Consider the following 24,953-nt stretch of genomic DNA (forward strand, 5'->3'; position numbering starts at 1 on the left):
GAGCGTGTCGAGTTAGTCCTCGTCCTCAGCCTGAGCGAGACCTCGTCGCCCTATTTCGGCCACGGCAGTACGCCGCCGGACTAGTTCGGTCACGTTCGCAACCACCGAATTGAGTTGCCCGATCAACGTTAGAGCCTCCCGGTCGCCGATCACCGCAGTGCCCAGATGTGGCAGCCGGAGAGACATGAGTCTGACAATGCGGGCGCAGGGCAGGGGAAGGCCCTTTTTTTGCTATGGCTTCAGAAGAGCGGCTGATCGCAGTTTCCAGCAATGTCAAGAGACAATCGATCCAGTCAGCGGTTGGACCTCATTCAGAAGAAATGTTGACTCTCGTGCCCGTGTGAGTGCGACGTAGCAAACCCGATCGGGCTCAGAATTGACGGAGAGTCCCTTGGACACGTGCTGAAGTTCGGATTCAGTAAATACGACCCCAACATTGTCCCATTCACGACCCTTGGACTGATGAACAGTCATTCCGATTACCAGCTGACCCGGCTCCAATAGACGCGCACGTAGAGGCTTCAGGCGACTCGGTGCTCGCTGCCCGAGTACCACTACTCCGGACAACTCCCGGATGATCCCCACAGCATGATCCCACGATTCTCGAAGTGCAGTTGCTTCGTCGAAGAGCGTTAAGTGCCCAACGGCGGGTTCCAGACGCGCCGTTGCCGCATTGATCTGGACGATGCCCTCGATTCCGACCAACCTGAAAGCCTCTTTGTAGTGGTGCCCTGGGATTCCGAAGTGTGCCTGCACTACCGCGTGCAAGATGATGCTGGCAATCGCCCATTGTGGCGAGGATCCGCTCTTGATTGCCATCGGCAAGATCGCAGATGACGACGACCACAAGGTTTCCCACTTGTGCGCGAGCACGACGTCGCACTGCATTGGGGTGCCGCTCACAAGCTCAACCGGATTGCCGGCCCGTAGCTCGTTTGCAAGTGCAAGTTGCGTGTCAGTCTCGAATCGGTAAGAACGGGTAAGTACGATTCGCTCGAACTTTTCTCCTTTGACGAGGTCCCCGATGAGATCTGGTCGCGCACCCCGAAAACCGTAGAGCGCTTGCCAGGGATCACCGATGACAGATACCTCTATGTTGGCTTCTACTGCGATCCGAAGAAGATCGATGTCGAGTTGGTTCGCATCAAAAACTTCATCGACAACAACACAGCGAAAGTTATTGCGTAGCCAAACGCCTAGCTTGCGCCTGCCTTCAGCCTCCTGCAAGTACAGTGACAGGACTCGGCGCACGTCATCGTGCGAGCAAATACCTGACTCAATCTTTTCCCGGAATTGAGTGAGTTGAATGCGATTCTTGCGCTCCGAGGACCAGGACCGCTCGATCCCTATAACCCCATCTTGCATTGTTAATCGAGCTCCGCTGAGGCCATACTGCATGTCCGCAACTGTTTTCCAATCATCGATGACGTCGAGCTCTATGCGCCCTTTTGGCCAGCCAATTTCACCAGAAGCTAGCAATACGCAAACTATCTCGTTGAGAAAAGCGTCGATGGTGCAAACACGATGTGGCGAACGCGATGCGCGTGGCCCCCAGGCCCTCGTAATGCGAGAGCGGAGTTCGGAGGTAGCTGAACGGGTGAAGCTGAGTGCGACAACAGATCTGCTGTCCGTCGGGTCGGCGAGACGTTGGACGCCGAATAGCTGCACCGCCACAACTGTCTTCCCCGATCCGGGCCCAGCTTCAATGAAGACTCTGCTCAAACCGGAAGCGGAAGCGATAGCCTGCTCTTCACTCAACCTTTGTGTCTGAACACGCATTTGAGTCACGAGGGCGTGGCTTCTCCGCGCGAGGCGGCGGGCGAAGCGGCGGGCGAAGCGGCGGGCGAAGCAAGGTTCGGCAAATCAGTTCCTGGATAGAGAAAATCGAACAACTGCGTGATGTGGAGAGGCACCGATATCGATTTGCAGCTGTCGATCGCTTCTGAAAGCACCTGCGCCAGTTCCAACGCGAACTGTGCCTTCTTCTTTCTCAATCGCCCCGGCGGCTGAGCAGGTAAATCCTTCTTGGCGGAGCGTCCCGAACTGAACAAATGATCGATCAAGTCCATCGTGAGGACGTCCGGTAGGTCGTTTGTGATCCGCGAAAGCGCCACTTCAAACGCTTTTTCGTTGCCGGCGAATATGGCAGGTTCGAGGGTGGGATGGCTGAGAAACATTTTGACGGTCTCGCTGTCGTAGCCGTTGATCCAAGAAGCCGTCTTTGGCGCGTCTCCGACTGGTTGATCTGTATCTCGCATCACCGCAACCTTGTCCACCAACTCATAGGCTCGTGTTGCTAACAGCGCGACCGGCCACTCGCCGACTTTGGTGCCGACGGGCACGATGCTCAACGCATCAACGAAAGCTGACTTTCGGCCGTCTCCCCCAGCCCAGCCCCTTCCGAACACGCGCACGATCGCGGCATCTGTCACCCCCTCGACGAGCACGACGCGCTGGGCGAAGAGTGCTGACGATCTGCTGGCATCGAGATGCAGCCGAGCCATCCGCAGGACATCAGTCCGGTTGCGTATCGGTAGGTTCGCGAGTGGCCGGGCATATCGTGTTCCATCAGAAGCCTTTCTAACTACGACGATCTCCTCAGGCTTGCAGGCCGTAATTACATCAGTCGCATGGCTGGAAAGTATCACCTGTAGTTCTGGGCGTCTTGCAACCACTCCTCTTAGGTAGCGAACCATTGAGTGCTGAAGTTGCGGATGCAGGTGGGCCTCAGGTTCTTCAATAACTAGAGTCGCGTGAAAAGGCCCCATTGGGAAGAGCGAGTCCTGGTCGGCCTCGTTGGCGGCGGCAGCGCTGGCAAGCGTCGCACGGGCCTCTTCGGCCGATGCGACGATCCCAACGCCTCTACGGCTGTCATCGACCTCGATTCCTTCTGCAAGAGGGTCGCCATGCGCAGTCAGATCTGGGATCGCCGCAAGAACGACCGACATATGGAGCAGGTTGACGTAACCGAGGCCAGAAACGTCGAGAGGCAACGCCGAATGACGATCGCTCATCGCAGCGAGCATCAACTCAAGCACTCTCGCGAGATAGGCGTCATCAATGACTTGACCACGAATAAATCCCCATTGTTCACTTACACCTGAGGTCAATGCAGACAGCTGTTCCTTGATCCTCACTTCGACTGATTCCAAGAGCTCGTGTTGTGCAAGGGCTTCGAGCAACCCCGATGCTTGTTGTCTGAGGGAATGAAGGTCTTTGCTTCCGTGAAGACGTTGCTGCTGTGCACGAAGCAACTCAACAAGGATCCGTGACTCGCGTCTGGCGAGCTCGTCCACAGGCGCGCGCCAAGCAGGCAGATAAAGTAGGTGAGCATCGTGCTTGAGGTCGTGTTGGACGAGTTGTGTCCTTTGAACAGATCCAAGACGCCTCGAGAGAGCGTAGCTCCATGCTCCCGCTTGCTTTCCAGGCATCGGCTTGCCTGCCAGATCCTGCATCCGCATGCCGAGTGGCCCCTCGTCCTGCACGTCGGACTCGAAGGAATATTCCACGGTGATTTCCCGCTCGGCTCCCCCGAGCGCCGATGCGGAGAAGGGCGCAATCGTCGGGAACCTATTCTCGTGAGCCATATACAGGGCATCGGTCAGCGTCGTCTTGCCGGCGTTGTTTGCTCCGACAAGGACGCTGAACCGGCCCGGGAGTTCGCAAACGAACTTGGCCTCGGCACTCGCCCGATAGCCACTTACTGAGATTTTGCTGACATACATGTGGTGCTCCCCCGTGCGCTATCTTCGACAATATCCGATTCAGCCAGCCGAAATACGCATGGAAATCATGACTGACGGATGGGAACGAGCGATGCCAAATCCGCGGTGCTACCGCTAGAGATAGATTCGTTGCCTTTGACTCGCGCATTCATCGCGTCACGCCAATCGCTGCACGCTCGACGCTCGATCTGGACGATGCCGAGCCGTTGGCGGACCTGGCCAAGCTGTTCACACGCCATGTGAAGAACGGTACAGGCGCACATGAAACGACGGAAATTCCGCCCGTGCAGCCCGCCGCAGCCTAGAGTGCCAATCGGAACCGCTGAAGGTTTAGGTGACTCTGCCCTGATAACAGCACATATGACAGTCCCGGTGGACTCCCCGGCCGGCGGGCATCATCACTCCTTGGTCGACCGGGAACTGACCGGCTACCGCCGATTCCTCAGCCAATCAGCGCGCTGAGTGTCGCCTCTGGAGAGCGTCATCGATTCTTGATCTTGATGGTTGACCTCATCTTCCTAGTGAGGAGCTCTTCGGCGGCTTGTAGCGCCTCGGAGTCGTTCTTGGTGCTGGCTGTCGCAGCCTCACCGAGAGCTTGATCGATCCGCTCAGACCAGCGAGGAGTGGTCAATCCGGGGTGTTGTACCATTCGAGCCAGGCACTGCCCTCGGCGATACGCCGCTGATTCTCGGGGTCGTTTTTCCACTCTGCATTCTTGCGGCAGAGGTGGCACGTCACATCATTCGGGTCGCCTGAGGTGAGGCGCGGGGAGGTCGCGCCGCACGGGTAGAAGCCACTGTTGTTTTCGAGGTGGATCTTGTGCGAGCCCGTCATGTCTTCACTCCCATGGCTTCGAAGACAGTAGTCATGCGAAGAAGTCCTCGTCGATCTCAACGACCCTGTAGGTCTCACGTACCTGGACACCAACCCCGTAACGAATCATCAGGCTGGTGAGGCGCTTACCGTCGATCAGAATGACGCGCGTTGGAACACCTTCGGCGTAGACGCGGGCGCCATCTGAAAAGCGGCTGGACGTGATGAATACTCCGCTGTCTGCTTTTCCGCTAAGTGCGCCCACGAAGGCCTGTATGTCGGGTCGCCCGACGACGTTACTGTCGGCGTATCGCTTCGCTTGAATGTACACGCGGCTGAGGCCAAGCACGTCTTGGTCAATCACGCCGTCAATGCCGCCGTCGTTGCTGAGCTGCGTGACACTGCCGCTACCGGTCGTACCTCCGTAACCCATGGCGAGCAACAACTGCACAACCGCCTGCTCGAAGAAGCCGGGTTCCTTGCCCTGGAGTCGTTCGAGCAACTCCACAGCCACTTCTTCATGGATGCGTTCAACCCCGCTCTGGACCTGCTCAGTGGGGGTCATCGTTTCCGTGTCGTGCACAGTAATTGGATCGAGAGCATTCGTCGATCGCTCGCTCTTTTGATACACGCGGATCGGGGACTGCGGATCCTTCCCGAGCATGCGGATATCGCTCTCTTTCACACCGTTCGGGAATTTCGTGAGGAGCTGCCTGCCAGCGTCGGTGATGGCGTAGTGCCCACGCTTGGGACGGGTGAGTGCGCCGACGTTCGTCAGGAACGAGACACCCCAGCCGATGCGATTCTCGTACTTGACCTGACTACCCGAAGGCAGCATCTCTTGTCTCTGCTCCCCTGTCAGGGCCGCCTGATCGGCGACCAGGGGCTGAAACTCACGCCAATGGCGAACGACCCCGTCGCTCAAGACTTGAAGCGTCGGGATCATGAAGCCCTCCCAGTTGGGCATCTGATCGTTCACTTGGCTCCCCCATCATTCACCGCTGTAGTTCTTTGCTTCGAACCCGAGCTTATGGCAAAGCGTGTTTAAGGTTTGGCCAGAGTCTTAGCGGCGACCGCTGCGCCACTTTGACGCCCGCGACGGTCGGGCGCCAGACGCTGCCAGCGTTACAGAGCTCAGGCTGTGACCAGCCCCGCGCCCCCAGATGGATCGTAGATCGATTCGCCGGGGCCGAGCGCAACGCCTTTCCTAGTGACCTGGGCGGCGGTATCGCGAGCAACGCGATAGCTACTGTGTTTTGCGGGACAATTAGCCATGACTTCAGGATTTGGCTGCATTAGATGGTAACGAACCTGGTCGGCACTGACACCATGCCCTGCCTACGACTGCTATCTGCGCTCGTTACGGTGCTCGCCCGTCCCAGCACGTCACTCCGCAGAATTTGTGGATATACGCGCACTAGCCTGTTCGCGGGGCCTGCCGATGCGTGACAATTACCTTGATTTGCCAACGGGCGGCTTGGCAACCGCCGGAACCGTGATGTTGGACTGGAACATCAGTGCGCGCATCGCCAATATCCACCAGAGACAGGCTAAGTTCGAGAAACTCAACCTGAACGCCGCCGAGATGATTCGCCTGCGCAATCTCGTGGCCACCATCCCTCCGGGAGCGGAGATCCTCGGAGCGTTCGGCGCTGCCGAACCAGAGACGCGGCGTACACGCTGCGTAGCAGATGTTGATCGGTACAACGAACGGACGGACATTGCGTCGGTCTACCTCTCACGGGTGCCCGACTACCTGCTTCACCTCCTGGACGGCGGCCCGAGCCACGGCCTGCTCATTGAGTCAGAGCCGGACGACGCTCCGTACCAGCCTGATGCACTTCGCTCCTGGTTCATGGTGTCGTACGCCGCACTTCTGAAGGCGATCGTCATTGACCGCGAGGAGGGTCTGTCGCGCACAGAACGACTCGACCGGTTTAGGTTCTGGCTTGAGCATGAGTTGCAGGTGTCGGCGAGCCGGGAAGCCTGGATCGGGTTCCTCCTCCTTGCTGGTACCGGTGACTACCCAGATCGCGCCAGGCGACTCCTCAAGGTGGCCGGAGGCCGAGACATTCGCGACTCGGTGTGGGGCGCCACATGGGATCTGATGTACTCGCGCATCCCCGCGGTGATGACTCAGCCGATGTTCCGCAAGGACTGGAAATTGCCCATCGCGTTCGTTACAGATGATTCTGGCCTCATCGATGCCCTAGCCGGCACCAGAACCGCATTCGTCGTCGAGAACGCCCACGGTGTGGGCTTCAGTGGTGACGAGATCGATATGACCGCGCTGCACGAAGACGCACGACCGCTCATCCGGTCGTATATGGCTCGTGAACGGGAACGTGTAATGCTCCACTCCCGCGGAATGACTCCGGCCGTACTGAATCGCGCCGCCTACTTGGCTCGCAGGTCGGAAGGTGAAGTCACAAGGTCTCTGTGAAACGCTTTTGGCCAGCGGTTTCTCCAGGGCAAACTTCTGAGACATCGATGAATCGCTAAAGGTCCTCAGAAGATGTTGCCCGTCGTGCTCGCCAGGCGCACAACAAAACGGGGCGGCCGGAAGATCCTCGGGCACCACGGTAGACGTTGTACGAAGCCCCATGCGTCCGACGAGACGCCGCCTGGGATTGTCCAGAGAGGTGAAAGTGATGGGGCAGTCACGGGAACATCAACTCTCTAACCCAGAAGTCCCGAAAACCCTTCCAGAAACGGGACGGGACTTGGCTGAGCGTGTTCACCACCGAGGAGAAACCAGTGATGCAGTCGCTCCCGGCGATTCCGTTTGAGATCAGCACCTGGACCTACCGGCGCAAAGTGGACAAGAACGCTCATGTGGTCTGGGCGAGAACTTCTATTCCGTGCCCTTCACGCACATCGGCGCCCACGTGGACCTCCGAACGACGGACACCATGCTGGATATCTATCGCAGCGACGAGCGCCTGACCAGTCGCGTCCTGCTGCCGCCAACCACCATGAACCAGTATCAGACGAACGAGGCGGACCTTCCCGAGGGGGGCAGCTGGCAGGCCTGGGACCGGACCCGGATCGATGATTGGGCCGCGAGGATGGGCCCGTCCACGGTGACGGTGATCGGCAAGATTTTCGAAGCAGCGTCCATCGAGGAGGCCGGCTACGACCCGGCCCTGGCAGTGTTGCGTCTGTCGCGCCGGTTCTCCCCAACCCGGGTAGAAGCCGCCTGTCGGCTCGCGTTGCGAGGGCCGATCCGCTCTCCCCCGTTACGCGCACCTGCGAACGATCCTCGACACCGGCCAGGACAAAACCGGACACGTCCCCGATGAACCCGAGGCTGACGACGGCGGCTACGTCCGTGGCAGCGCTTACTACGCCGGTGGCACCCGATGAGCCGGCTGGACGGGGAGACCAAACGGAAGCTGCGCGAGATGAATGCAGGCGAGCTCTTGGAGGCGATCGATAGTCAGGACGAGACGCTCAGCATCGGCCTACCGTTCGAGGAGAGGGTGCGGCTGGTCGTCGATGATGCCTATTCCACTTTCACGCACTCCAAAGTCGCGGGTCTGATCCGGCGGGTCGGGCTGCGTTACCCTAACGCTGACCTGCGCCGCATCGACCTGCTCGACGAGCGCAGCCTCAACCGGCCGTTGCTGACCCAGCTCGGCACCTGCTCGTTCGTGGCCCGGCAACAGAACGTCGTCTTCCAGGGGTTCACCGGGTCGGGGAAGTCGTATCTGGGATGCGCGATCGCCAAACGCGCCTGCGAGCATCGCATCCGCGCACATTACGTCCGCATGCCCGACCTCGAGGAAGCCTGGGTCGCCGCCCAAGACACCCCCGGCGGCGCCAGGAAGTTCCTGCGCAAATACGCCGCATTCACGTTGCTCATAATTGACGAGTGGTTGCTGGACCGGCCGACGGAGTCGATGCGCGGCATGTTGCTGGAGTTGATGCAACGCCGCTACGGCGAAACATCAACGGTGTTCTGCACCCAGTACTCGCAGAAGGATTGGCACCAGTGCCTCGGCTCCGGTGTTCACGCCGACGCGATCATGGACCGGATCATCCACAACACGGTCTGGGTCGAGACCGGTACCTGCAACATGAGGGAGCAGACAGCCCTCACCAGCGCCTAACAATCCGGCGGAGAGAGCCAGTGGCTCCCAGTCGCACCACCACTGGCTCTCTCTCGCACGATCGGTGGCTCTGAACCGCACGATCGGGTGGCTCTCAAGGCATCAAATACTCAGTGACCGATAGTGTGTTCAGTATGCTGCGGACGGAGCCACAATCCTCCCGCTAACAATCCTAATAAGCGGGACCGTACTTGATTGGAATCTCAAATGGGAGCACCGGCCGGCCATGTTTTCTTCGGCAACCAGTACACCAGCGGCGACTACGTCAAGGGTTCGTTCACATATGAAGGCGCCAAGGGTGCTGTCGCCCGGTCGATAACCAAGTCCATAATCTCGCGCGGCAAATCAAACGATGGCGAGCGCGTAGCCTTCCTTCGCGAAACGTTATCAATGCAGCGCGTGCCGTCGCTCTCAATCTCTACTCTGATAGCGGCGGGGACAGTGGCTCTGATCGGCGGGGTCGCGACGTACGCATATCTTCGCAGCAGATCCGCGAGTCCCGTGGAGGCTGAGTGCGACAGTGAGGAAATCGCTAGCTTCGGGCTGTGCGAATCGTGCGGACAAGCTCTGGCGACCACTCGCCCAGCGGAGCTCCGTCAGGATGAGCTCGGCGACTTCGTCGTGTGCAAGAACTGCTCTCGTGAGAATCGCGCTAAATACTCTCAGGAAGCGGAGTAAGTCAAAGCCGTTTCAGCCTGGGCCAAGGCGCTCAGCGGTGCCGTCGGAGGATGATTTGGGGCGCGTTACTGGGCGCGCGCACGAAAATCTGGGGGAATCAGTCGCGAGAGCTCGCTGTCGCGCGTTTGAAACCCCTCTGACCACAGTCCTGAGGGTGGTCGTGGTCTTCCGATCGGCACGCCGCATCGGACACCCGGAATCGACCGCACGCAGGCCAAGGGACAAATTAGGCACTCGCCTGTCTCGCCTAAGACGACGGCGATCGCTTAGTGTGCCTAATCCTCCGACGCGCATGCAACGAGACCCAAGCCACATCGCCGTTTGGCATGCCCTTCGGGCTCAATCAGGGCGCACTCGCGGAGCAGTCGGTCGCCTCGCCCGATTCTGGAGCAACCGAAGTGGCCGCAAGTGAGCGCTCGGGCGCATCATTTCCAGGGGTCAAGGGACTACCTTGTCACCGGCAAGTGGCGGCACGCGGAACCATCCGGGCCAGAACCCTCACGCGCGCGGCCGTGAAGCAAATCTGGCCCCGTGAAGAGGGGGCCTGGCTCGACACGTCGGAACATCGCAGTTGCATGCGCCGGTTCTACCAGCCGAACTAGTGGAGCTCACGACCCACCGAACGCCCCTGCAGCGGTGGGGTCTTGCCTAGCTGCCCACTGCAACATGACCTCGCTGTACGCAAGCTCGCCAACCTGCATTGTGGCGAGGTCTCGCTTGAGGATCTTCCGAAGTCCGACCAGCTCGAATTGAACGATGTCCTGCTCGCGCTCGCTGTCGGGGACATCGCGGATTGACGTCGTTGCGATCTCGCCGGAGGCAAGTTTCCTGACCTTGTAACGAATGCCCAAGATCAAGTTGGGGTTCTCCGTGCTCGCGCCGAACGTCCAAAACGAGTGGACGATCGCGTTGCGATCCATCCTTCCTGAGCTATCCCTCTTGAGGAACTGCTGGACCTTCTTGATCCCCGTCGTTTCGGACGGCGGCAGATTATCGAGACGCTCCTTCAGGTATTCGATTTTTGCGTTGATGGCGACGATGCGACCGATGACCTCGAAGAATTCAGGCGGCGGGTAATCACCGAACACATCGAGCGGGATCCCATATCGGTCGACCTCAACCAGTTCCGGCCGGCTCGCCGATGCTGCTGGATCCTCCGGAGGCGCATTCTGAATGAACATGTACCGACCATAGTTGGCGGCGGCCAGCCCGTTCGCTTCGTCGCCAGGAGACAGGAACATAGATGGGGTAGGGACAGCGGTCGGGGATCGAGAGGCCTGATGCCCCAGGACGTTCGGCTTGGGCGCGAACTGTTGGTCAGTCCTCAGCTGGCTATCGTTGGCCGGTGTGCTTGGCCCGACAACCGTCCACTCGGGCATATCGTTTGGGCATGCGCATCTCGCCCTTTCAGTCGGAGTACACCGACGACGCATTTCCCAACCTCCACGGAGCGCCGTTGACCCACTCGGTCCTGGACTCCCTAGAGGGTTCGATTCCGCTCCGGGCGAAGGTGGACGGCTCAAGTCGTGAGTTGCTGATCGAGGCAGTGCGCAGCTTCTACTTCGCAAAGCAGTTCCACCTCGAGTGGGAACGCTTCCATGACCAGATACCGGAGGAGGTGCGTCCGACGATGCCGGTTCTACGCACTGACTTGGTCCGTGTCGCCGTGATTGCAGTGTGGAAGGTGTTTGATACCTCCTCCCGGACACGTTCCGTCGATCGGACATGCTTAGCTCTATCGTCGGCCCTCGCCGGGCAAGAAGGCGACGATGCAGCCGCGGCACGAGACCTGGTACGAAACGTCCATCGGCGCACGAACGCGGACCTAGAAGAATCATTGAAGTACGTACGACACCTGCGCAACAAGTGGGCAGGGCACGCATCCATCGACCGAGACTTCGACTCCTGGGCCGGGGCGGACTCGACGGTGTCGCTTGCGGTTATCGAAAAGGCCCTCGAGACCATCGTGAACGCTCACCAAGACCTCTATGAGGTCATCGCCATGAACGAGGCCCTTGCCCGCGCCCTAGAAACGCCCCCGGCGACTGCAGAAGACGACGATTGCGTCGTCAAGATGGACTTCGACTGGTCCGCCGTGGTGCCCCTTGCCGAACTAGTCCGAATTGCCGCAAAAAGATCTGCCACTCGGCTGGTCGAACGGCTCGCGCTCGAAGCATCGTGACCAGAATGACTCGCCCGGCCGGTGGGCCTCGTTTTGAGACGGTGCCGGATACCGCGCGCCTGGCATGAGGGGCGGCCGAAAGACTCCAAGACGCATTGTCGCTCTTCGGAGCCCGGAGGGCTCGATATCGGACCCCTGAAAGGCGGCGTTCGGTGGCGACCGCATGGTCGTTGCTCGACACGCGGCGAGAGAGCTGGATCTCAAATCGCCGAATACTACCCATCGCGTTCACGGGCTCGTGCCCGTAACCGTCTATCGATGTATCGCTCGACGGCGTTTTCCAACCTGCTGACTTTGTTGTCTCAGCGAACGTGCGCGTCGGCCAGCCGCACTTCCGTCGCGAAGACAGCGGTAGCTTCACCGTTCTCGAGCCCAGTTTCCACGACCTCGTGGCCTACCGCGCCACCGCCGACCGGGCACTCACAAGGTTCGCCAAAGGTGACAGCTTCGTCGCCGAGGGCTATGTCCGCAACTTCCAGTTTGAGCGCGACGGTGAGGTCGTCAATCGTGAGGAGTTCGTCGCGAAGAAGATCGGCCACGACCTCGCACGCACGAACTACGACGTCGACCGAACCCGCCGCTCGGCTGCAGGCACCGAACGGGATGCGCTAGCAGCCCAGAAGGCAGTCTTGCTCGAGTCGGAGCACGCTCGCGCCGGCTCTGCTGTGCTCGGAAGGTGAGGTCAACGATGGCAGCGTCCCTGGTCGACTGGGCGTCCGGCGACCAGGGTGCCTCGTTCGGTGAGGACGAACTCGAAGGGCCGCTCTCGGCGGAGCCGCCGCATCCGATCAACTGGAATCTCCTCAGCGCAGACGATGCCGAAACAGAGTGGGTCGAACTCAACCGGTGGGTGAACTGGTTACGACGGACCTACGGGCTCCCGGCATCCGTCGTGCCGCCCCTCTGGCATCGCCACGCCGAACTCGTCTGGGAACTCTCCGCCCTGCACCTGCACTGGCTCTGCGCTTACGATCCCGATCAGCACGGCTCGGCCCCGTTCGGATGGCACCGCGACTTCGCCGACGCCCGCCAGCGCCTCCACGATTGGGTTGCGACATCGGGGACGCGCCTGGATCGTGACCGTCCGACGCGCCAGACTTCGTGGCCAGGAGAGCCGTCGGCGGATGCTGTCGATGACATCGTGATCAGCGATCGCGACGAGGACTTCGTGCAGTTCGTCGTCGATGACGTCGCCAGGCGGCGAGCGGCCGAGGCGCCCTTCTATGCCTACGCCGAATCTCCTTGATTCAAGGACTCGTTTTAGACGATCGAGGAAATCGACTCTTGACCAGTGCGTACACGAATTGACAAGTTGCTGCCTGTTCAATCGACGATACGGGGTCAGTTTTTCATCCGACGTTAAAAGCACTGATCGACAGTCACAGCTCAGTGGTGCGAGCTTTCGATGCGCTCAGAAAGGATCGTTTACGGACTGCGGCGCCGAATAGATACCTTGGGCTACGAAGAAGAGGAGTGCGCATTGAAGACAAAGCGCCCACACATGGTCTCGAGGGGCTACATCAAGGGCTGGGCAGATGCAGAAGGCATCGTCGAGGTAATCGACATTCAGGGCCGTCGAGGCCTCCGTCAACCCATCGGAAACGCGACGGTAGTGAACTACGTCTATGAACCGGCAGTACTGACGAGTGACCTGGAAGCTGCCTACGGGCAGATCGAATCCGATGGCATACCGGTGATCGTCAAACTTCGCAACGGCGCTGCCACCCTCACATCAGCCGATATGGCGGCCATGATCGCCTTCGTCGACATGCACCTCGACCGCGGCCGCTACGCAGATCAAGCAAAGGTTCGCACGCCCGCCGTTCTAGTTAAAACCGGGTGGCAATTTGAAGACCCAGAGCTGAGCTTAGGCGACCGTATCCTCCTATCGCAGTCGCATCCCGACGTGCTAAGACTGGCGACGCTCGGGCTAGAGCAATGGCCATGGAGAGTGGTCCAGGCCCAGGGCCTCCCGACCGGAGATGGTGCGGTCCTCCTGTGGGGTCCAGCCAAGGGCGCCAACATCTGCACCGTTTCCTTTCCGCTATCACCCACACGGTTGCTCATAATCGGGGAGAAACTCCCCGATGGAATTCCGCTACTCCCTCGCCTTACCGCCAACTGCAAGCGGTGGATCATCGGAGCGCCAGGAACGCTCAATCTGAATTGGGCTGACGATGGCGGCGATGCGACAACATGAGCGGCCACCCCAATGCGCTACTTCTACGTGCCGGTGCGGACCTTGGGTCCCGCGGAGGTGCGCATGGGGCGAGCGAGTGGAGATATGCACGAACCTCACCCCATGAGCGCAGGTGCCTCATGTGGCGGTGACTGCACCCCCAGCTCAGGGGGGGGTGCAGTACGTGTCACACCTGGATTCGGTGACCGCCGTGGCAGACTCGCGCTGTCATGACAGTAATTGAAAGAGTCAGCCCGAGACCGGTGGGGAAGTTCAAGGGTTTTTGGCATGCAGCCACGACCACAACGTCCCACTTCCTGAGTCGTGAGGGGATCAAGACCACTTGGCATGAACCCCTCATTCTGACTGGGACAGTTGCTTCGCTGTACGTCGGTGTCGTGAACGAGGACCACTTGGGTTACTTCATTGGTGGTGCCGCGGCACTTCTAATAGTGGGTAACGTCCGTGGCCTCTACACAAAAAGTCACACAATCGGCGTTGAAGGTGACCGTGACTTGCTGCGCGATCAACTCAACGGAGTGGAGGAACGTGAAGCATCTCGTCGGGAACAGTTTGCTGGCGCCGTCGCTGAGACCCTTCAGAACCTCGCAACCGAGCTGCAAGTTTGGAATAGCCACTCGAGGCTGACTCTGTACACCTTCAACGGAAGTGGGTTCCAACTCTTTAGAAGGAAATCCGATAATCCGATGCTTGAGGCAATCGGTCGAGGGTTCTATCCGCTGGACCAGGGCATACTGCGCATGGCCTGGGAGCGCGGCGTCACGGCTGCTTTCACGGCAATCCCGACGAACGATCCTGATTATGGCAAGAAGCTGCAGAAAGATTTCAATATCCCTATTGGCACATCAAAGGGGTTCGGAATGAGAAGCGCGAGCATCCTGGCGGCACGGCTTAGTGATACCACGAGCGCCTCGAACGATCACATCGGCGTGCTGGTGATTGAAAGTACGGCCCCTCGTGGAGTCACGAGTACTGTCAGGACGAATCTGATGAGCAGCAAAGTGTGGCACGCACTGCAGGTGCAAGTTTCCACGTCACGTGAGTACCTTCCGGATATTTTGGACGCACAGAAGAGAGGCTTCTGATGGGAAATCTTGAAGACGTGATGGCGTATCTGTGTTCCAGATACCCCTTCAAAGAGGAGTTGTCCAAGGCCCGGCTGACCAAGATGGTTTACTTGGCGGACTGGCGAATGGCCCTGACCAAGCAGTCTCAGATAACCAATCTCGACTGGACCTTCAATCACTATGGCCCTTACGTAGATGACGTGAAGGATGCGGCAGAAGCCAACGAGGGACGCTTTACGATCCTGAAGACCACCAATATGTATGGCTCGCCCAAGGAAGTGATCGGGCTAAAGCGAAAAGAGGAGACCTTCGCTTCCTTGTCTGAGCCTGAAATCGCAGCTCTGGATCACGTTGTGGCCATGACAAAGGACCTAACCTGGGCACCATTCATCAAGCTCGTCTACTCCACATACCCCATTGCCACACAAGCGCGGCACGTGCATCTCGATCTCGCACAGCTCGCCACCAAGTACCAAAGAGAACTGGCGGCAGTACAGGTAACTTGATGAGACCCCGACCGTTGCCTTCGCGTTGTCGGACGCTTGGGGTGTGGCCGAGGAGCCGAAACGTCGCGCACAGGGCACCTGAGCCCCCTTGGGGTGATCTTCCTGCCGGGTCGCCGTTCAGCGATCTCGCCAGCGGGGTGCATTCCCGCATCGTGGAGTTCTATCAGGTGCCGTTGTTGGGTGTGGGAGAGTTTGGGTTGTTTGCCGAGCAGTCGTCCTTTCGATTTCGCGACCTGCATGCCCTCTATGGTGCTGGCTCCGATGAGATCGGAGTCGAATCCGGCAACCGTTGGGAGCACATTAGAGATGCAGGCCGCTTGCCCTGAGGTCACAGGTGGCGGCACCAAGTACATTCATCTCAACCGACGAGGGATCGGTGTTCCCGCACGAAGATCTACCGCTCAATGAAACGGCATTCGCCAGCGATAGGCTGCGTGCATGACGGAACATCTCCACGACGGAGCAAAATGCAAGTGGTGTGCTCTCGACTACGAATTCGAGATGCCGGCTGCCGTCGTCGAGGCGTGTCGACGCGGAGATCTCGTCCTGTTTGCCGGCGCCGGCGTCAGCACCGAAGTACCCGCGGTTTTTCCCTCAAGCTTTTACAACGACATGAAAACTCGGTCGGAGTCAACGGCCGATTCCTTCCCAGGGGTGATGTCGGACTTTGAGGCGAAGTTTTCCCGCACGGAACTCGTGAAGGAGCTCAAGGCGCGATTCGACATGGCGGATTCGTTCCCCTCACTCCGCCGCGCGGCGCGGCAGTTTCACGAAGCAGTATCGACAATCCCGTACATCCAGGACATCATCACGACCAACTGGGACACGTACTTTGAGGAAGAGTGTCTCGCGACACCGTTTGTTGTTGGCGAAGACATGGCGTTCGCTGGAATTTACTCCCGTCGTGTGTTCAAGATCCATGGATCTATCGCCAATGTCTCTACCCTGGTCGTGACGGAGAGCGATTATGCCGAAAGCCTAAGTCGACTCTCCCAGAATGCCCTCGGTGCGCGTGTTCGTGATCTCCTGGCTGGAAAGGTGGTCGTTTTCGTCGGGTATTCGATGACGGATTGGAACTTTCAGCGGCTGTACGCCACGTTGCGCGCAGACATGGGTAAATTCGCCCCTGCAGCGTATGTTGTGTCGCCCGACGATGGGCGCACCGCGGAGAGAAACGGGCTCACACATTTACGCACTAGTGGTGTCAAGTTCATCCGCGAGCTGAAATACGCACTCGAAGATGACTGTCTAATCCCTGATGAGCGCTACGACGAACTCGGGGCGATCGAAAGCCGCGCGCTGAGGGCCGATGAGATCGCAAAGGAAATCCCGCACCGTCAGTACCCGTCCGTGCTCTACTGCTGGATGTACCTAGAAGGAGTCACGGACGCCTGCTTTCGGATACAGTTCCGGCGCGGTTCGGGCGAGTACTCTGACGCGCATCGAGTTCAGATGCTAGCGCGTCGTTATCTCCTTGCGGCTGACCAAGCAGAAGGCCGAGGGCGCTTCCAAGACGCTGCGTATATGCAAGGTTACGCGAATATATTACTCACGCTCATTCTCGATGAAGCAAGCGATGCCGATGCCTTTCCATACTTCTTCGTCTACGGCTCGGACGATGATCTCACTCACCCAGACGAGTTCCATACGGCTATCGAGCAGAGCCGCCGCCGGGCTCCTCGGCAGCGCGCTCACGCACGACGAATGCTCGCAGACCTCCCTTCGGACATGATCCTCACGCATGATCGAACGCTTCCCGATCTGCATGATCTTGGACCAGTATCTCCAAATGGCCGCAACGTGGCGCTGCATTCATGACGAATCGGCGCCAAGGCGATGCCGTCGGCCCTTGGTAAACCTTCGATCGCAACTGCTCTGGTTAGCTTTGGGTTTGCAACGCCCCAAGTAGAGCCCTCCCAACCAGGTGCCGTTGGTCCACGCTGAATCTATGGGCGACGTAACAAGTGCCGACCTTCGTGAAAGCTTCAGCCCGCCAAACTGGCCCAGTTTGCCTGCATCCGATGGAAGCACGAAATCTCACGAGCGTTGGGCTCGCAGGGCGTGAACTCGACCTTCGCATGCACAACGCCGAGGGCCTTTCTGCGAAGTTTGGCCAACCGGACTTCCTTTTAGTTCGCGGCGGCAACGTCTTCACGCTCCGGGCGGCTCTGGCGCGATCGGAGCCGACGCGCTCATTACGGGTCGTCTCAGAGCGGACAAACTGGTTTACGCCGGCTTGAGTCGCGGGGGTGTGCGTCCTAACCCCGAACCTGGTGGGCCTCGAAGAGTGCGACTCAACGGAGGACGCCTGGTCCATGTACGGGGCCGTCGAGTTTGACGGCCTCAGAATCCTTGATCGACCCTTGGTGCCTCACCTTGGATCTCCGGAGCACTCGGAAAGCGAGGCCCTAACCCGAGTGGTCGCTGGCTACGCCGAAGAGGGCAAGCCCTATTGGGCTCTTCGCGACGGCCAGGCGTCGGTGGTCGACGGCAGCAGCGTTGTGCTTCTCTGAGCGATCCGCATACCGAATACCGCCGATGCCCCGCTGAAGGTTCCCTCGGTCCGAACAGTTCACCCTAGGCTGAGGCAAATGCCAGCCCCTAAGAAACGACCCAACGGGCTCCAATTCCTCCTTGTCGGTCTCATCGCGAACGGCGTTAATCGCCACGAGAGGCGTCCTGGCAACGTGGCTGGATCCAGAGCTAGAGCCAGAGCCAGAGCCAGAGCCCAATTCCATGTACCACTTACCGTAAATGCAATCCGCTCTGCGGGAGCGTCCCGTAGGCGGTTACCTTATTGCGCGGCGACATGCCGGCACTCCGCTCGACCGATCAGAGGCGCGAATCGTGGCGCTTGCGCTGACTTGGCAGGAGTCCGAGCAGCATCGGCACCGGGATGCCGAGTGCGCACACAATGGCTACAGCGGGGATCGCCATGGTTCGGATTATCGCGGGTGAACCTGAGAAGCGACCGCCGAGGGTTCCTCGTAGGGAAAGAAGAATATGGAGGGGTTCGACGGTCGCGACAGCCCTCTATTCCTCGTCTCTTGCGAATGCCCGGTCGAGGAGAGCCGCGGTGGCCGGGTTCACCAGCTCGCTCCGTTGGATGTAGTGCTGCACCGTGATCTTCGTGTCAGTGTGGCCGAGCAGCTCCGCGGCGAGTTCGATGTTGGCGTTGGCGTTGACCGCAGTCGCAACTGTTCGGCGGAACATGTGCGGGGTCACACCCTCGATTCCCGCTCCCCCCAGCACGTGACGCAACTGACGACGCACGTTCGCGGTGGTCAGCGGCGTGCCGTCCCGGGATTGGAACAGCAGATCATCTAGGCCCATGCTCCCGGCATTGGCAAGACGCCGGCGAACCGCGTCGGCGGTGAACGTGGGTAGTGCCACGACGCGGCGCGACTTGGCGGTTTTGGGGTGGTCCTGCCGGAAGGTCTGCTCGCCGTTGCGGCTGATAATCGTGCCGGCCAGGCGGATGGACGGTATGGCGCTTGTGATATCGATGTCCCGGCGACGGATGGCCAGCACCTCTCCAATTCGGGCCGATGTGCCGAGCATGACCTCGATGATCGCGCCGAGCTGGCCGTCGGGCTTGGGGCCGGAGATGTGATTGACGGCGCTCTCCCACCGGGCGATCGCTGCGCGGATCACATTCACCTCCGGGGCCGTGAGCGCATCGGGTAGATGCGGCTCGCGGTACAGGCGGGACACGTGGTCCATCGGATTGCTCGGGAGAATCTCATGCCGCACCGCCAACTCAAGCGCCAGCCGCAGAACGACACGACCTTGCTTGGCCCGGCTGTGGGAGACCTTCGCCAACTGCTTGATGAAGTGATCGCAGCGAGCAACACCAATCTCACGCAGCGTGAGACTGCGGAACACCGGGAGCACGAGCGTGCGCATGTTGCGCTCGTACAGATTCCGGGTCGTCCTCGAGATTCGATTCTCCATGTCGATGTCCTCAAGCCAGTACGTCGCCAAGTCCTCGAACGAGCTGTCCGGCGTCAGCGACGTGTTCGTCGGCTGCTGCAGGTATCTCGTCGTGAGCTTGCTCTTCAGCGATCGTTCCGCGGCCCGGGCGGTGTCTTCAGTGGCTTGGACCTGGCGTGTCTGGCCGTCCCAGTCCCGGTAGCGGGTCCGAGCCTCGAACCGGCCGGACGGCGCCACCCGGATGGTGATGTCGCCGAAGGTGCTAATCGTCAACCGTGGCCGCGACATCTCAGCTCACCGCCGATCGGTGCGCCGGGGCGGGCTGGAGGGTTCCCGCTGCTCGGCAATCCAGGCCCGCACATCGGAGATGGCGAATTTCAGATGCTTGCCGAATCGGTAGGCCGTCGGGCCTTTGCCCCGCACGCGCCAGTCGTAGACCGTGGAGATCGGTATGCCCAGGTAGGTCGCCAGCTCGTTGATGTCCATTAGGGGTTCCAGGCCCCAGGCGTCGGTGGAGGGGGTAGAGGAGGAGGTTGGGTATTCGTCGTGGATGCTCATACCCAGAAGGTGCGCACCGCAATCCCGGACGACCGGGCTGGACCGAAAACGACGCCGCCACCTCGGATAGGAAGGCCGTCTCAGCTGCTCCAGGGAGGAGTAAAAGATGGGTTTGTGATGGGGTAGTCAATTCTTTAACCAAAAAAGTCCCGGAAACCCTTGAGTTTCCGGGACATTTGGTCGGGCTGACAGGATTTGAACCTGCGACCCCTTGACCCCCAGTCAAGTGCGCTACCAAGCTGCGCCACAGCCCGCCGTTCCCGTACAATTCCGACGAACAGAACCAACAGGAGACAACTCGAATAGCCTACCGCGTCGGGAGAGTACTCGCGCACAGTATGGGGCCTCAGCGATGAAATCGCGACGACGAATCAGCTCAAGCAGTGCTCAGCGGGGTCGCGCAGGTGGCGTTCAGGCAATCCCGCGCGCGTCCATAGCCGACTCATAGGTCGCGAACGTACCGTGGCAGCGGCCGAACGGGTCGCATCAAGAGAGTAGGAATTATGGCGAACAAAACTGCAGGCATCCTGACCAGACTCAACCTGGCCCTGGTGGTGCTATGGCTGGCCAGCGTGATCGTGACTCTGGTGGGGTGGCTGGTTCTGAGCTCGTCGAACGCCGCCCAGGCCGACTTTTACACCTCGGCATCGCAGAACTATGCCGGATACTTTGCGGCTCAGTCCGGCAGCACGCTCGGGAGCATCTTGATCGGAGCGGGAGTGCTCGGCATGATCCTGGCGCTGGCTTCACAGGTGCGGGTGCGGGGTGCTGTGGTGGCGAGCGTCGAGAACGTCGTAGTTGACGCCGTCGAGGACGAGCTGGAACCGACGGCGACATCGGCGACGGATACCGACGCGCCGGGCACGGAGAGCGTCGACGGCGAGAAGCACGAGACGACAGAGACGACAGAGAAGCAGCAGGGCGAACTCGAAGAGAGCGTCGTTCGCTGACCCGCACGCGAGCCTGTCGAGACCGGGTCACCGGGTCGCGACAGGCTCGCACCGGGGCTCGCCTACTGAGGCAGGTCTTCCGTCAACTTGGCGATCTCCGTCGCGGTGAGCGGGGTCCACGGCGAACCGTCGGGGTTCGAAGAGGCAGCCTCGGGGCTCTCGGCCTGGTTCCACCACTTGGCCTCGTAGGGCACTCCGTCCAGCAGGATGCGGGCGCCCTTCTCGTAGACGGCTGCGCCGTCCCACGCGGGGAAGGTGTCGGCCGGCAGGGTGGCCGCCGTGTAGGGCTTCTCCCCCGGCAGCACCGGGCCGAGCAGCGTCCACGGCGTCTCCCATGCGTTCAGCACGGGATTGTCGGGCAGGTCACCGCGCGTCCACCACTTGGCCTGGTACACATTGTGGTGCCAGACAACCTTGGTCTCGGTGAGGTACGACGACTCCTCGGTCCAGATCGGGTACGGGCTGGTTTCCGGGTCATCGGTCAGGTCACCGATGAGGTCCGCCTCATCCGTCGTCTTGGTTGACGCGCCTGCCTCGGGACGCCCGTCGAAGCCCGTGGCGAGCACGTCGGCGAACCGGGTGTCCCCCTGGTCGACGCCACTGCAGGAGTTCGACACGCGCTTGAGGTCGACGTAGTTCGAGCCACAGGTTTGATCCCGGTTGAGCGACCACAGTGACATGCGCCCGATCCGGGTCTCCTGCGCGAACGCACTGAACTCGGCGGCATCCTCCAGGCTGAAGATCTCCCCCTCCACGTCGTTCTGACCGATCATCGGCGTGGCGCCGATCTTCGTCCACAGCGTGGCCGCGGTGAGTTCGGTGCCGGCGAGCTTGTAGAGCCCGCCCAGCTGGTTGTGCGCGGCCTGCAGGGCAGCAATCGACGCCTCCGCCATGCTGACGCCGTCGGCCCGGCTCGCGCCGTAGTCCATCGTCATCAGGTTCACGCCGGCCAGATCCACACCGGCCTCGAGCATCTGGCTGACGGATGCCCCGCCGTCGGCGGTCATCCCGGCCGGGGACACAGGCAGGGTGAGCCACACGGCCAGGTTCTTGCCGGCCGCGCTGCGCTTCTCCTGCAGGGTCGCCATGGCGGCAGCCCGACGCTCACCGGCGGCGGTGTCGGTGAGGTTGCCGCCCTCGATGTCCAGGTCGATCGTGGTCACGTCATAGCGGTCGATCACCTCGGTGTAGGCCCTGACGAGCTCGGCCGGGTCAGTGCAGCCGGTCGACAGTTCGTCGTTCAGCAAACCGCCGAACGAGACCACCACCTGCCCGCCGAGCTGCTCGGCCCGGGCGAGACGGCGGTCGAGGTCGAGACCCTCCGCCGCTCCGTCGAGCGTGTAGTAGGTGCCCCAGGTGGGCGTGCAGGCATCCGTCTTGTCAGCCACGATGAACGACAAGACCACGTCGCGGCCGGCCTCGGAGTCGGGCGTCTCGAAATTAAAGACTGGGGTGGCGGTGATGTCGGTATAGCCGGCGAACCAGGGCTCGTAGGCCTCGGCGGCCTGCGCGCTGCTCCACAGCTGGAAACCGAAGTAGCCACTGACGCTGAGCACGGCCACGAGCACCATCGACACCAGCACCCGCAGCGGGGACAGCCGGCGCGACCGATTGGTCGTGTTCGCCTTCGCGGTCTCGGCGACGCTCATGAGCCGCTCCGAACGGCCTGCAGGTCGGCGCCGGTGGTGACGGATGCCGACCGCGCCCCCGAGGAAACCTCGCCCGGCGCACACCCGTGATAGATCACCGCACGCCAGTCCAGCGCGGCCTCCGGTTGCCCGGCAGCCGAGTGCTCGGCCGACGCCCGCGGCTTGCGATCCACGAACATCCACTGGGTCAGACCCAGCCACACGTCGACGATGGAATTCCACAGCCCGATGTTGGCCAGGATGGCCGTCAGCGCGAACACGGCGTTGAACGCCGCGAAGGCCGCGTTGCCCCAGTTCTCGGCGAGCAGGTCACGCCACAGGGTGAGCGCCGAGAACGCGACGATCAGGTAGGGCGCCAGCACGAACAGGAGCGGCGCGGCGGTGCGGTTCTTCACCTTCGGGGTGCGGGCGAAGGGGATCTTCTTGCTCGTCAGGGCCTGCGCGAGCGATTTGAGCACACCGGCGAGATTCACCGGCAGCAACACCAGGTTGAACCCGTAGATGCGGAAGATGTCAGTGAACTTATAGCCGCAATAGCGCAGGTCGCTGCCCATGGCCAGGAAGTACGGGAGCGCGGCGATCACCACGACGGGGCTGAGCAACTTGCTGTCATAGGGGTAGGCCAGCAGGAACACGAGGCCGAAGCTGGCCCACGCGATCGAGGTCATGTAGTTGATCCGCAGGAACAGCTCGGTCAGGTGCACGGGGTGCCCCTGACGCTTGCGCTCGCGCAGCTGACGCCACAGCTTGGGCAAGATGAGCAGCCCGCCGTTGGCCCAGCGTCGACGCTGCACGACCAACGAACCGAAGTCCGGCGGCGTGGCACTGTAGCTGAGGCGTTCGGGGTAGTTGGCCAGTGTCCAGCCGTGGGTGCCGAGGTCGATACTCGACTCGGTGTCCTCAATCACGGTGCGGTCCTGCACGTAGCGGCGCACCTCGAAGCCGCCGACGGTCTCGACCTCGACGATGTCTTCCATGGCGCGCTTGCGGATGACGGCGTTGGCTCCCACCCAGAAGGCGGCGCCGTAGAACGACATGCCCTGGTGCAGGATGTGCTGGATGTCGGTGGTCGCCCCGGCCAGACGTTCGATGCGGGTGGGCGCACCCCGGAACGACGAGTACGGGGTCTGCGTCACGGCGACCCGGGCGTTGTCGGGCTGCTCGAGGAAATAGACCAGGCGCAGGCAGTAGTCACGCAGCAGCAGCGAGTCGGCATCGAGGGTGAGCAGGTAGTCGCTGTCGGGCACGACGAAGTCGGCGCCGGCGGCGTCGCGGCCGGTCAGCATCCGCAGCACGGTGCCGGCCGGGGTCTCCTCGCGTCGGTACGAGCCGCCCATCAACCCGATATAGGCGTTGAGGTTCATGGCCTTGTTGGCCTCGTGAGACAGGGATGCGTAGCGCTTGCGCTCGAAGGTCTCCATCTCGGCCGAGAATGTCCAGACCAGGCGGCGGTGCAGTTCCAGCATCCGCTGCCCGGTGGGCGCCGTGCACTCATCGGCCGCGGCGTGCAGGGCCGTGGCGGTGATGGCCAGCTCGGCGGCGAGCCCGCCGAGCACCTGCTCCACGAAGAACGTGTCCACGTGGTCGGCCACGGTCTCCGCGGCGGCCATGTGGTCGAGCCAGGCGGCGGCCCAGCGGTAGTTGTCGGCGAGGTCCCGCACGGATTCGACGCTCACCTCCGGGTTCGCGGCCAGCTCGAGTTGGCAGATGAGCAGTTCGTCGGCGAAGCGGGCCCGTGGCTCCTCGAGCGCGTCGGCGATATCCTGGGCGATGGCCCGGGACACCTTGAGCTGCGCCGCGACGGCCGGATCGGCGGGGTGCGGCGGGTCGTCCAGGAGCAGCACCACGCGCAGCGACGGGTACTCCTGCAGGGCGGCCGACCACAGGGTGCCGCGCACGACGCCGGGCTCCTCGCTGTAGGAGGGCACGAGCACGGTCATCGAGCCCTGGTTCACGGCAAAGTGGCTGTCCAGCTCGGCGCGGGGCACACGCACGTGGTCGCGGAACCGGAGCAGGGCACCCTGGCGCGCAATCAGGTACATCAGCGCGGAGAAGGTGAGGAACGTGACCACGACCACGTAGGAGACGGCCTCGGTCGTGAACCGGAAACTCTGGGTTCCGTTGTTCAGGAACTCACGGATGATCGTGTATACGAGGTAGACGATCCAGGCAAGGACAGTGACCAGGATGGCCACCCGACCCCAGGTGATCTTGGCGTCACTGGGCCGGTCGTGCACGATCGGGAGTGGTCTGGTGCTGCGTTCGGCACCGAATTGACGTTTGCGGGCAGGCGAAGTGAGTGACTTCGGGAGCATGATAAAAATCCTCGGTTAGGGCCAGGGATCGGGTCGGGTCACAGATTTCGGGTCAGTGAGCCGGCAGGGTTGTGGGCGGAGAGGCACCACGGGATTTCGGGCAGATCGGATTTCGGGTCCAGTGCCGTCGGGCTAGCGGGCTTGGGGTGTTCGCGGGAAAAACTACCGACCCGTTAAATTTACGATTCCTGGCGCACATGACAAAGACCCCGAACGGGGGTAGCCTGCGGCAACCGTTCGGGGTCTTCAGTGGTGGGTGGCGCGT

The 24,953-nt window shown here is 61.1% G+C and carries 22 protein-coding genes and 1 tRNA gene; 13 read left to right on the forward strand and 10 right to left on the reverse strand.

The window, feature by feature from the left end:
* Positions 1–273: 273 nt before the first annotated feature.
* From E3O65_RS01485 to E3O65_RS01500, 4 genes are all read right to left on the reverse strand, one after another.
* Positions 274–1,758, reverse strand: coding sequence for an ATP-dependent helicase (locus tag E3O65_RS01485; RefSeq protein WP_166785613.1), 1,485 nt, complete (start codon positions 1,756–1,758; stop codon positions 274–276).
* A 26-nt stretch (positions 1,759–1,784) separates the two neighbouring features.
* Positions 1,785–3,725: an ATP-dependent nuclease gene (locus E3O65_RS01490; protein ID WP_134361991.1), complete on the reverse strand. Its 1,941-nt coding sequence runs from the start codon at positions 3,723–3,725 to the stop codon at positions 1,785–1,787.
* A gap of 627 nt (positions 3,726–4,352) precedes the next feature.
* Positions 4,353–4,559 carry a hypothetical protein gene (locus E3O65_RS01495; RefSeq protein WP_134361992.1) on the reverse strand — a complete coding sequence of 69 codons (207 nt, stop codon included), beginning with the start codon at positions 4,557–4,559 and terminating at the stop codon, positions 4,353–4,355.
* Positions 4,560–4,590: 31 nt separating this feature from the next.
* Positions 4,591–5,517: a restriction endonuclease gene (locus tag E3O65_RS01500; RefSeq protein WP_338419161.1), complete on the reverse strand. Its 927-nt coding sequence runs from the start codon at positions 5,515–5,517 to the stop codon at positions 4,591–4,593.
* A 462-nt stretch (positions 5,518–5,979) separates the two neighbouring features.
* Here E3O65_RS01500 and E3O65_RS01505 point away from each other — a divergent pair, with 462 nt between their 5' ends.
* From E3O65_RS01505 to E3O65_RS01520, 4 genes are all read left to right on the forward strand, one after another.
* The gene (locus tag E3O65_RS01505; RefSeq protein WP_134361993.1) at positions 5,980–6,981 is read left to right on the forward strand and encodes a hypothetical protein; all 1,002 of its coding nucleotides are present in this window, start codon (positions 5,980–5,982) and stop codon (positions 6,979–6,981) included.
* Between the two features lie 469 nt (positions 6,982–7,450).
* Positions 7,451–7,840: a hypothetical protein gene (locus E3O65_RS01510; protein WP_134361994.1), complete on the forward strand. Its 390-nt coding sequence runs from the start codon at positions 7,451–7,453 to the stop codon at positions 7,838–7,840.
* Positions 7,841–7,900: 60 nt separating this feature from the next.
* Positions 7,901–8,650 carry an ATP-binding protein gene (locus tag E3O65_RS01515; protein ID WP_134361995.1) on the forward strand — a complete coding sequence of 250 codons (750 nt, stop codon included), beginning with the start codon at positions 7,901–7,903 and terminating at the stop codon, positions 8,648–8,650.
* A 207-nt stretch (positions 8,651–8,857) separates the two neighbouring features.
* Positions 8,858–9,328 carry a hypothetical protein gene (locus tag E3O65_RS01520; RefSeq protein WP_134361996.1) on the forward strand — a complete coding sequence of 157 codons (471 nt, stop codon included), beginning with the start codon at positions 8,858–8,860 and terminating at the stop codon, positions 9,326–9,328.
* A gap of 608 nt (positions 9,329–9,936) precedes the next feature.
* On the opposite strand, the gene E3O65_RS01525 is transcribed toward E3O65_RS01520, so the two are convergent.
* A complete protein-coding gene (locus tag E3O65_RS01525; protein WP_134361997.1) occupies positions 9,937–10,509 on the reverse strand; it encodes a hypothetical protein in 573 nt (190 codons plus the stop codon).
* A gap of 209 nt (positions 10,510–10,718) precedes the next feature.
* On the opposite strand from E3O65_RS01525, the gene E3O65_RS01530 reads away from it, so the two are divergent.
* The 8 genes from E3O65_RS01530 to E3O65_RS16995 all read left to right on the forward strand — a co-directional run bounded on the left by E3O65_RS01530 (position 10,719) and on the right by E3O65_RS16995 (position 17,796).
* Complete coding sequence (locus E3O65_RS01530) at positions 10,719–11,510, forward strand: hypothetical protein (RefSeq protein WP_134361998.1); 792 nt, start codon at positions 10,719–10,721, stop codon at positions 11,508–11,510.
* A gap of 311 nt (positions 11,511–11,821) precedes the next feature.
* Positions 11,822–12,190 carry a single-stranded DNA-binding protein gene (locus E3O65_RS01535; protein WP_174722249.1) on the forward strand — a complete coding sequence of 123 codons (369 nt, stop codon included), beginning with the start codon at positions 11,822–11,824 and terminating at the stop codon, positions 12,188–12,190.
* Between the two features lie 8 nt (positions 12,191–12,198).
* Positions 12,199–12,756, forward strand: coding sequence for a hypothetical protein (locus E3O65_RS01540; RefSeq protein WP_134361999.1), 558 nt, complete (start codon positions 12,199–12,201; stop codon positions 12,754–12,756).
* Positions 12,757–12,990: 234 nt separating this feature from the next.
* Positions 12,991–13,710, forward strand: coding sequence for a DUF4238 domain-containing protein (locus tag E3O65_RS01545; protein ID WP_134362000.1), 720 nt, complete (start codon positions 12,991–12,993; stop codon positions 13,708–13,710).
* Positions 13,711–13,919: 209 nt separating this feature from the next.
* A complete protein-coding gene (locus E3O65_RS01550) occupies positions 13,920–14,795 on the forward strand; it encodes a hypothetical protein (protein WP_134362001.1) in 876 nt (291 codons plus the stop codon).
* Positions 14,795–15,283 carry a Panacea domain-containing protein gene (locus tag E3O65_RS01555; RefSeq protein WP_134362002.1) on the forward strand — a complete coding sequence of 163 codons (489 nt, stop codon included), beginning with the start codon at positions 14,795–14,797 and terminating at the stop codon, positions 15,281–15,283. Before E3O65_RS01550 ends, E3O65_RS01555 begins: the two co-directional genes overlap by 1 nt.
* 438 nt (positions 15,284–15,721) lie before the next feature.
* Complete coding sequence (locus E3O65_RS01560) at positions 15,722–17,101, forward strand: SIR2 family protein (RefSeq protein ID WP_134362003.1); 1,380 nt, start codon at positions 15,722–15,724, stop codon at positions 17,099–17,101.
* Positions 17,102–17,532: 431 nt separating this feature from the next.
* Positions 17,533–17,796 (forward strand): type 1 glutamine amidotransferase family protein, encoded by a 264-nt coding sequence (locus E3O65_RS16995; protein WP_166804631.1) that lies wholly within the window; start codon positions 17,533–17,535, stop codon positions 17,794–17,796.
* A gap of 520 nt (positions 17,797–18,316) precedes the next feature.
* Here the strand turns inward: E3O65_RS16995 and E3O65_RS01565 are convergent.
* The 3 genes from E3O65_RS01565 to E3O65_RS01575 form a co-directional block, all read right to left on the reverse strand.
* Positions 18,317–19,489, reverse strand: coding sequence for a tyrosine-type recombinase/integrase (locus E3O65_RS01565; RefSeq protein ID WP_241985819.1), 1,173 nt, complete (start codon positions 19,487–19,489; stop codon positions 18,317–18,319).
* A gap of 21 nt (positions 19,490–19,510) precedes the next feature.
* On the reverse strand, positions 19,511–19,774 hold the full coding sequence (locus E3O65_RS01570) for a helix-turn-helix domain-containing protein (protein ID WP_241985820.1): 264 nt from the start codon (positions 19,772–19,774) through the stop codon (positions 19,511–19,513).
* Between the two features lie 177 nt (positions 19,775–19,951).
* Positions 19,952–20,028, reverse strand: a tRNA-Pro gene (locus E3O65_RS01575).
* A gap of 249 nt (positions 20,029–20,277) precedes the next feature.
* Here E3O65_RS01575 and E3O65_RS01580 point away from each other — a divergent pair.
* A complete protein-coding gene (locus E3O65_RS01580) occupies positions 20,278–20,724 on the forward strand; it encodes a hypothetical protein (RefSeq protein ID WP_134362005.1) in 447 nt (148 codons plus the stop codon).
* 62 nt (positions 20,725–20,786) lie between these two features.
* Here the strand turns inward: E3O65_RS01580 and E3O65_RS01585 are convergent, their stop codons facing one another.
* Both E3O65_RS01585 and E3O65_RS01590 read right to left on the reverse strand, forming a co-directional pair.
* Positions 20,787–22,373: a chitinase gene (locus tag E3O65_RS01585; RefSeq protein ID WP_198411715.1), complete on the reverse strand. Its 1,587-nt coding sequence runs from the start codon at positions 22,371–22,373 to the stop codon at positions 20,787–20,789.
* Positions 22,370–24,688, reverse strand: a complete 2,319-nt coding sequence (locus E3O65_RS01590; RefSeq protein ID WP_134362006.1) for a glycosyltransferase family 2 protein — start codon at positions 24,686–24,688, stop codon at positions 22,370–22,372. The genes E3O65_RS01585 and E3O65_RS01590 overlap by 4 nt, the downstream gene beginning before the upstream one ends.
* Between the last annotated feature and the right edge of the window lie 265 nt (positions 24,689–24,953).

It is taken from the genome of Cryobacterium breve (assembly GCF_004402375.1).
Taxonomy (GTDB): Bacteria; Actinomycetota; Actinomycetes; order Actinomycetales; family Microbacteriaceae; genus Cryobacterium; species Cryobacterium breve.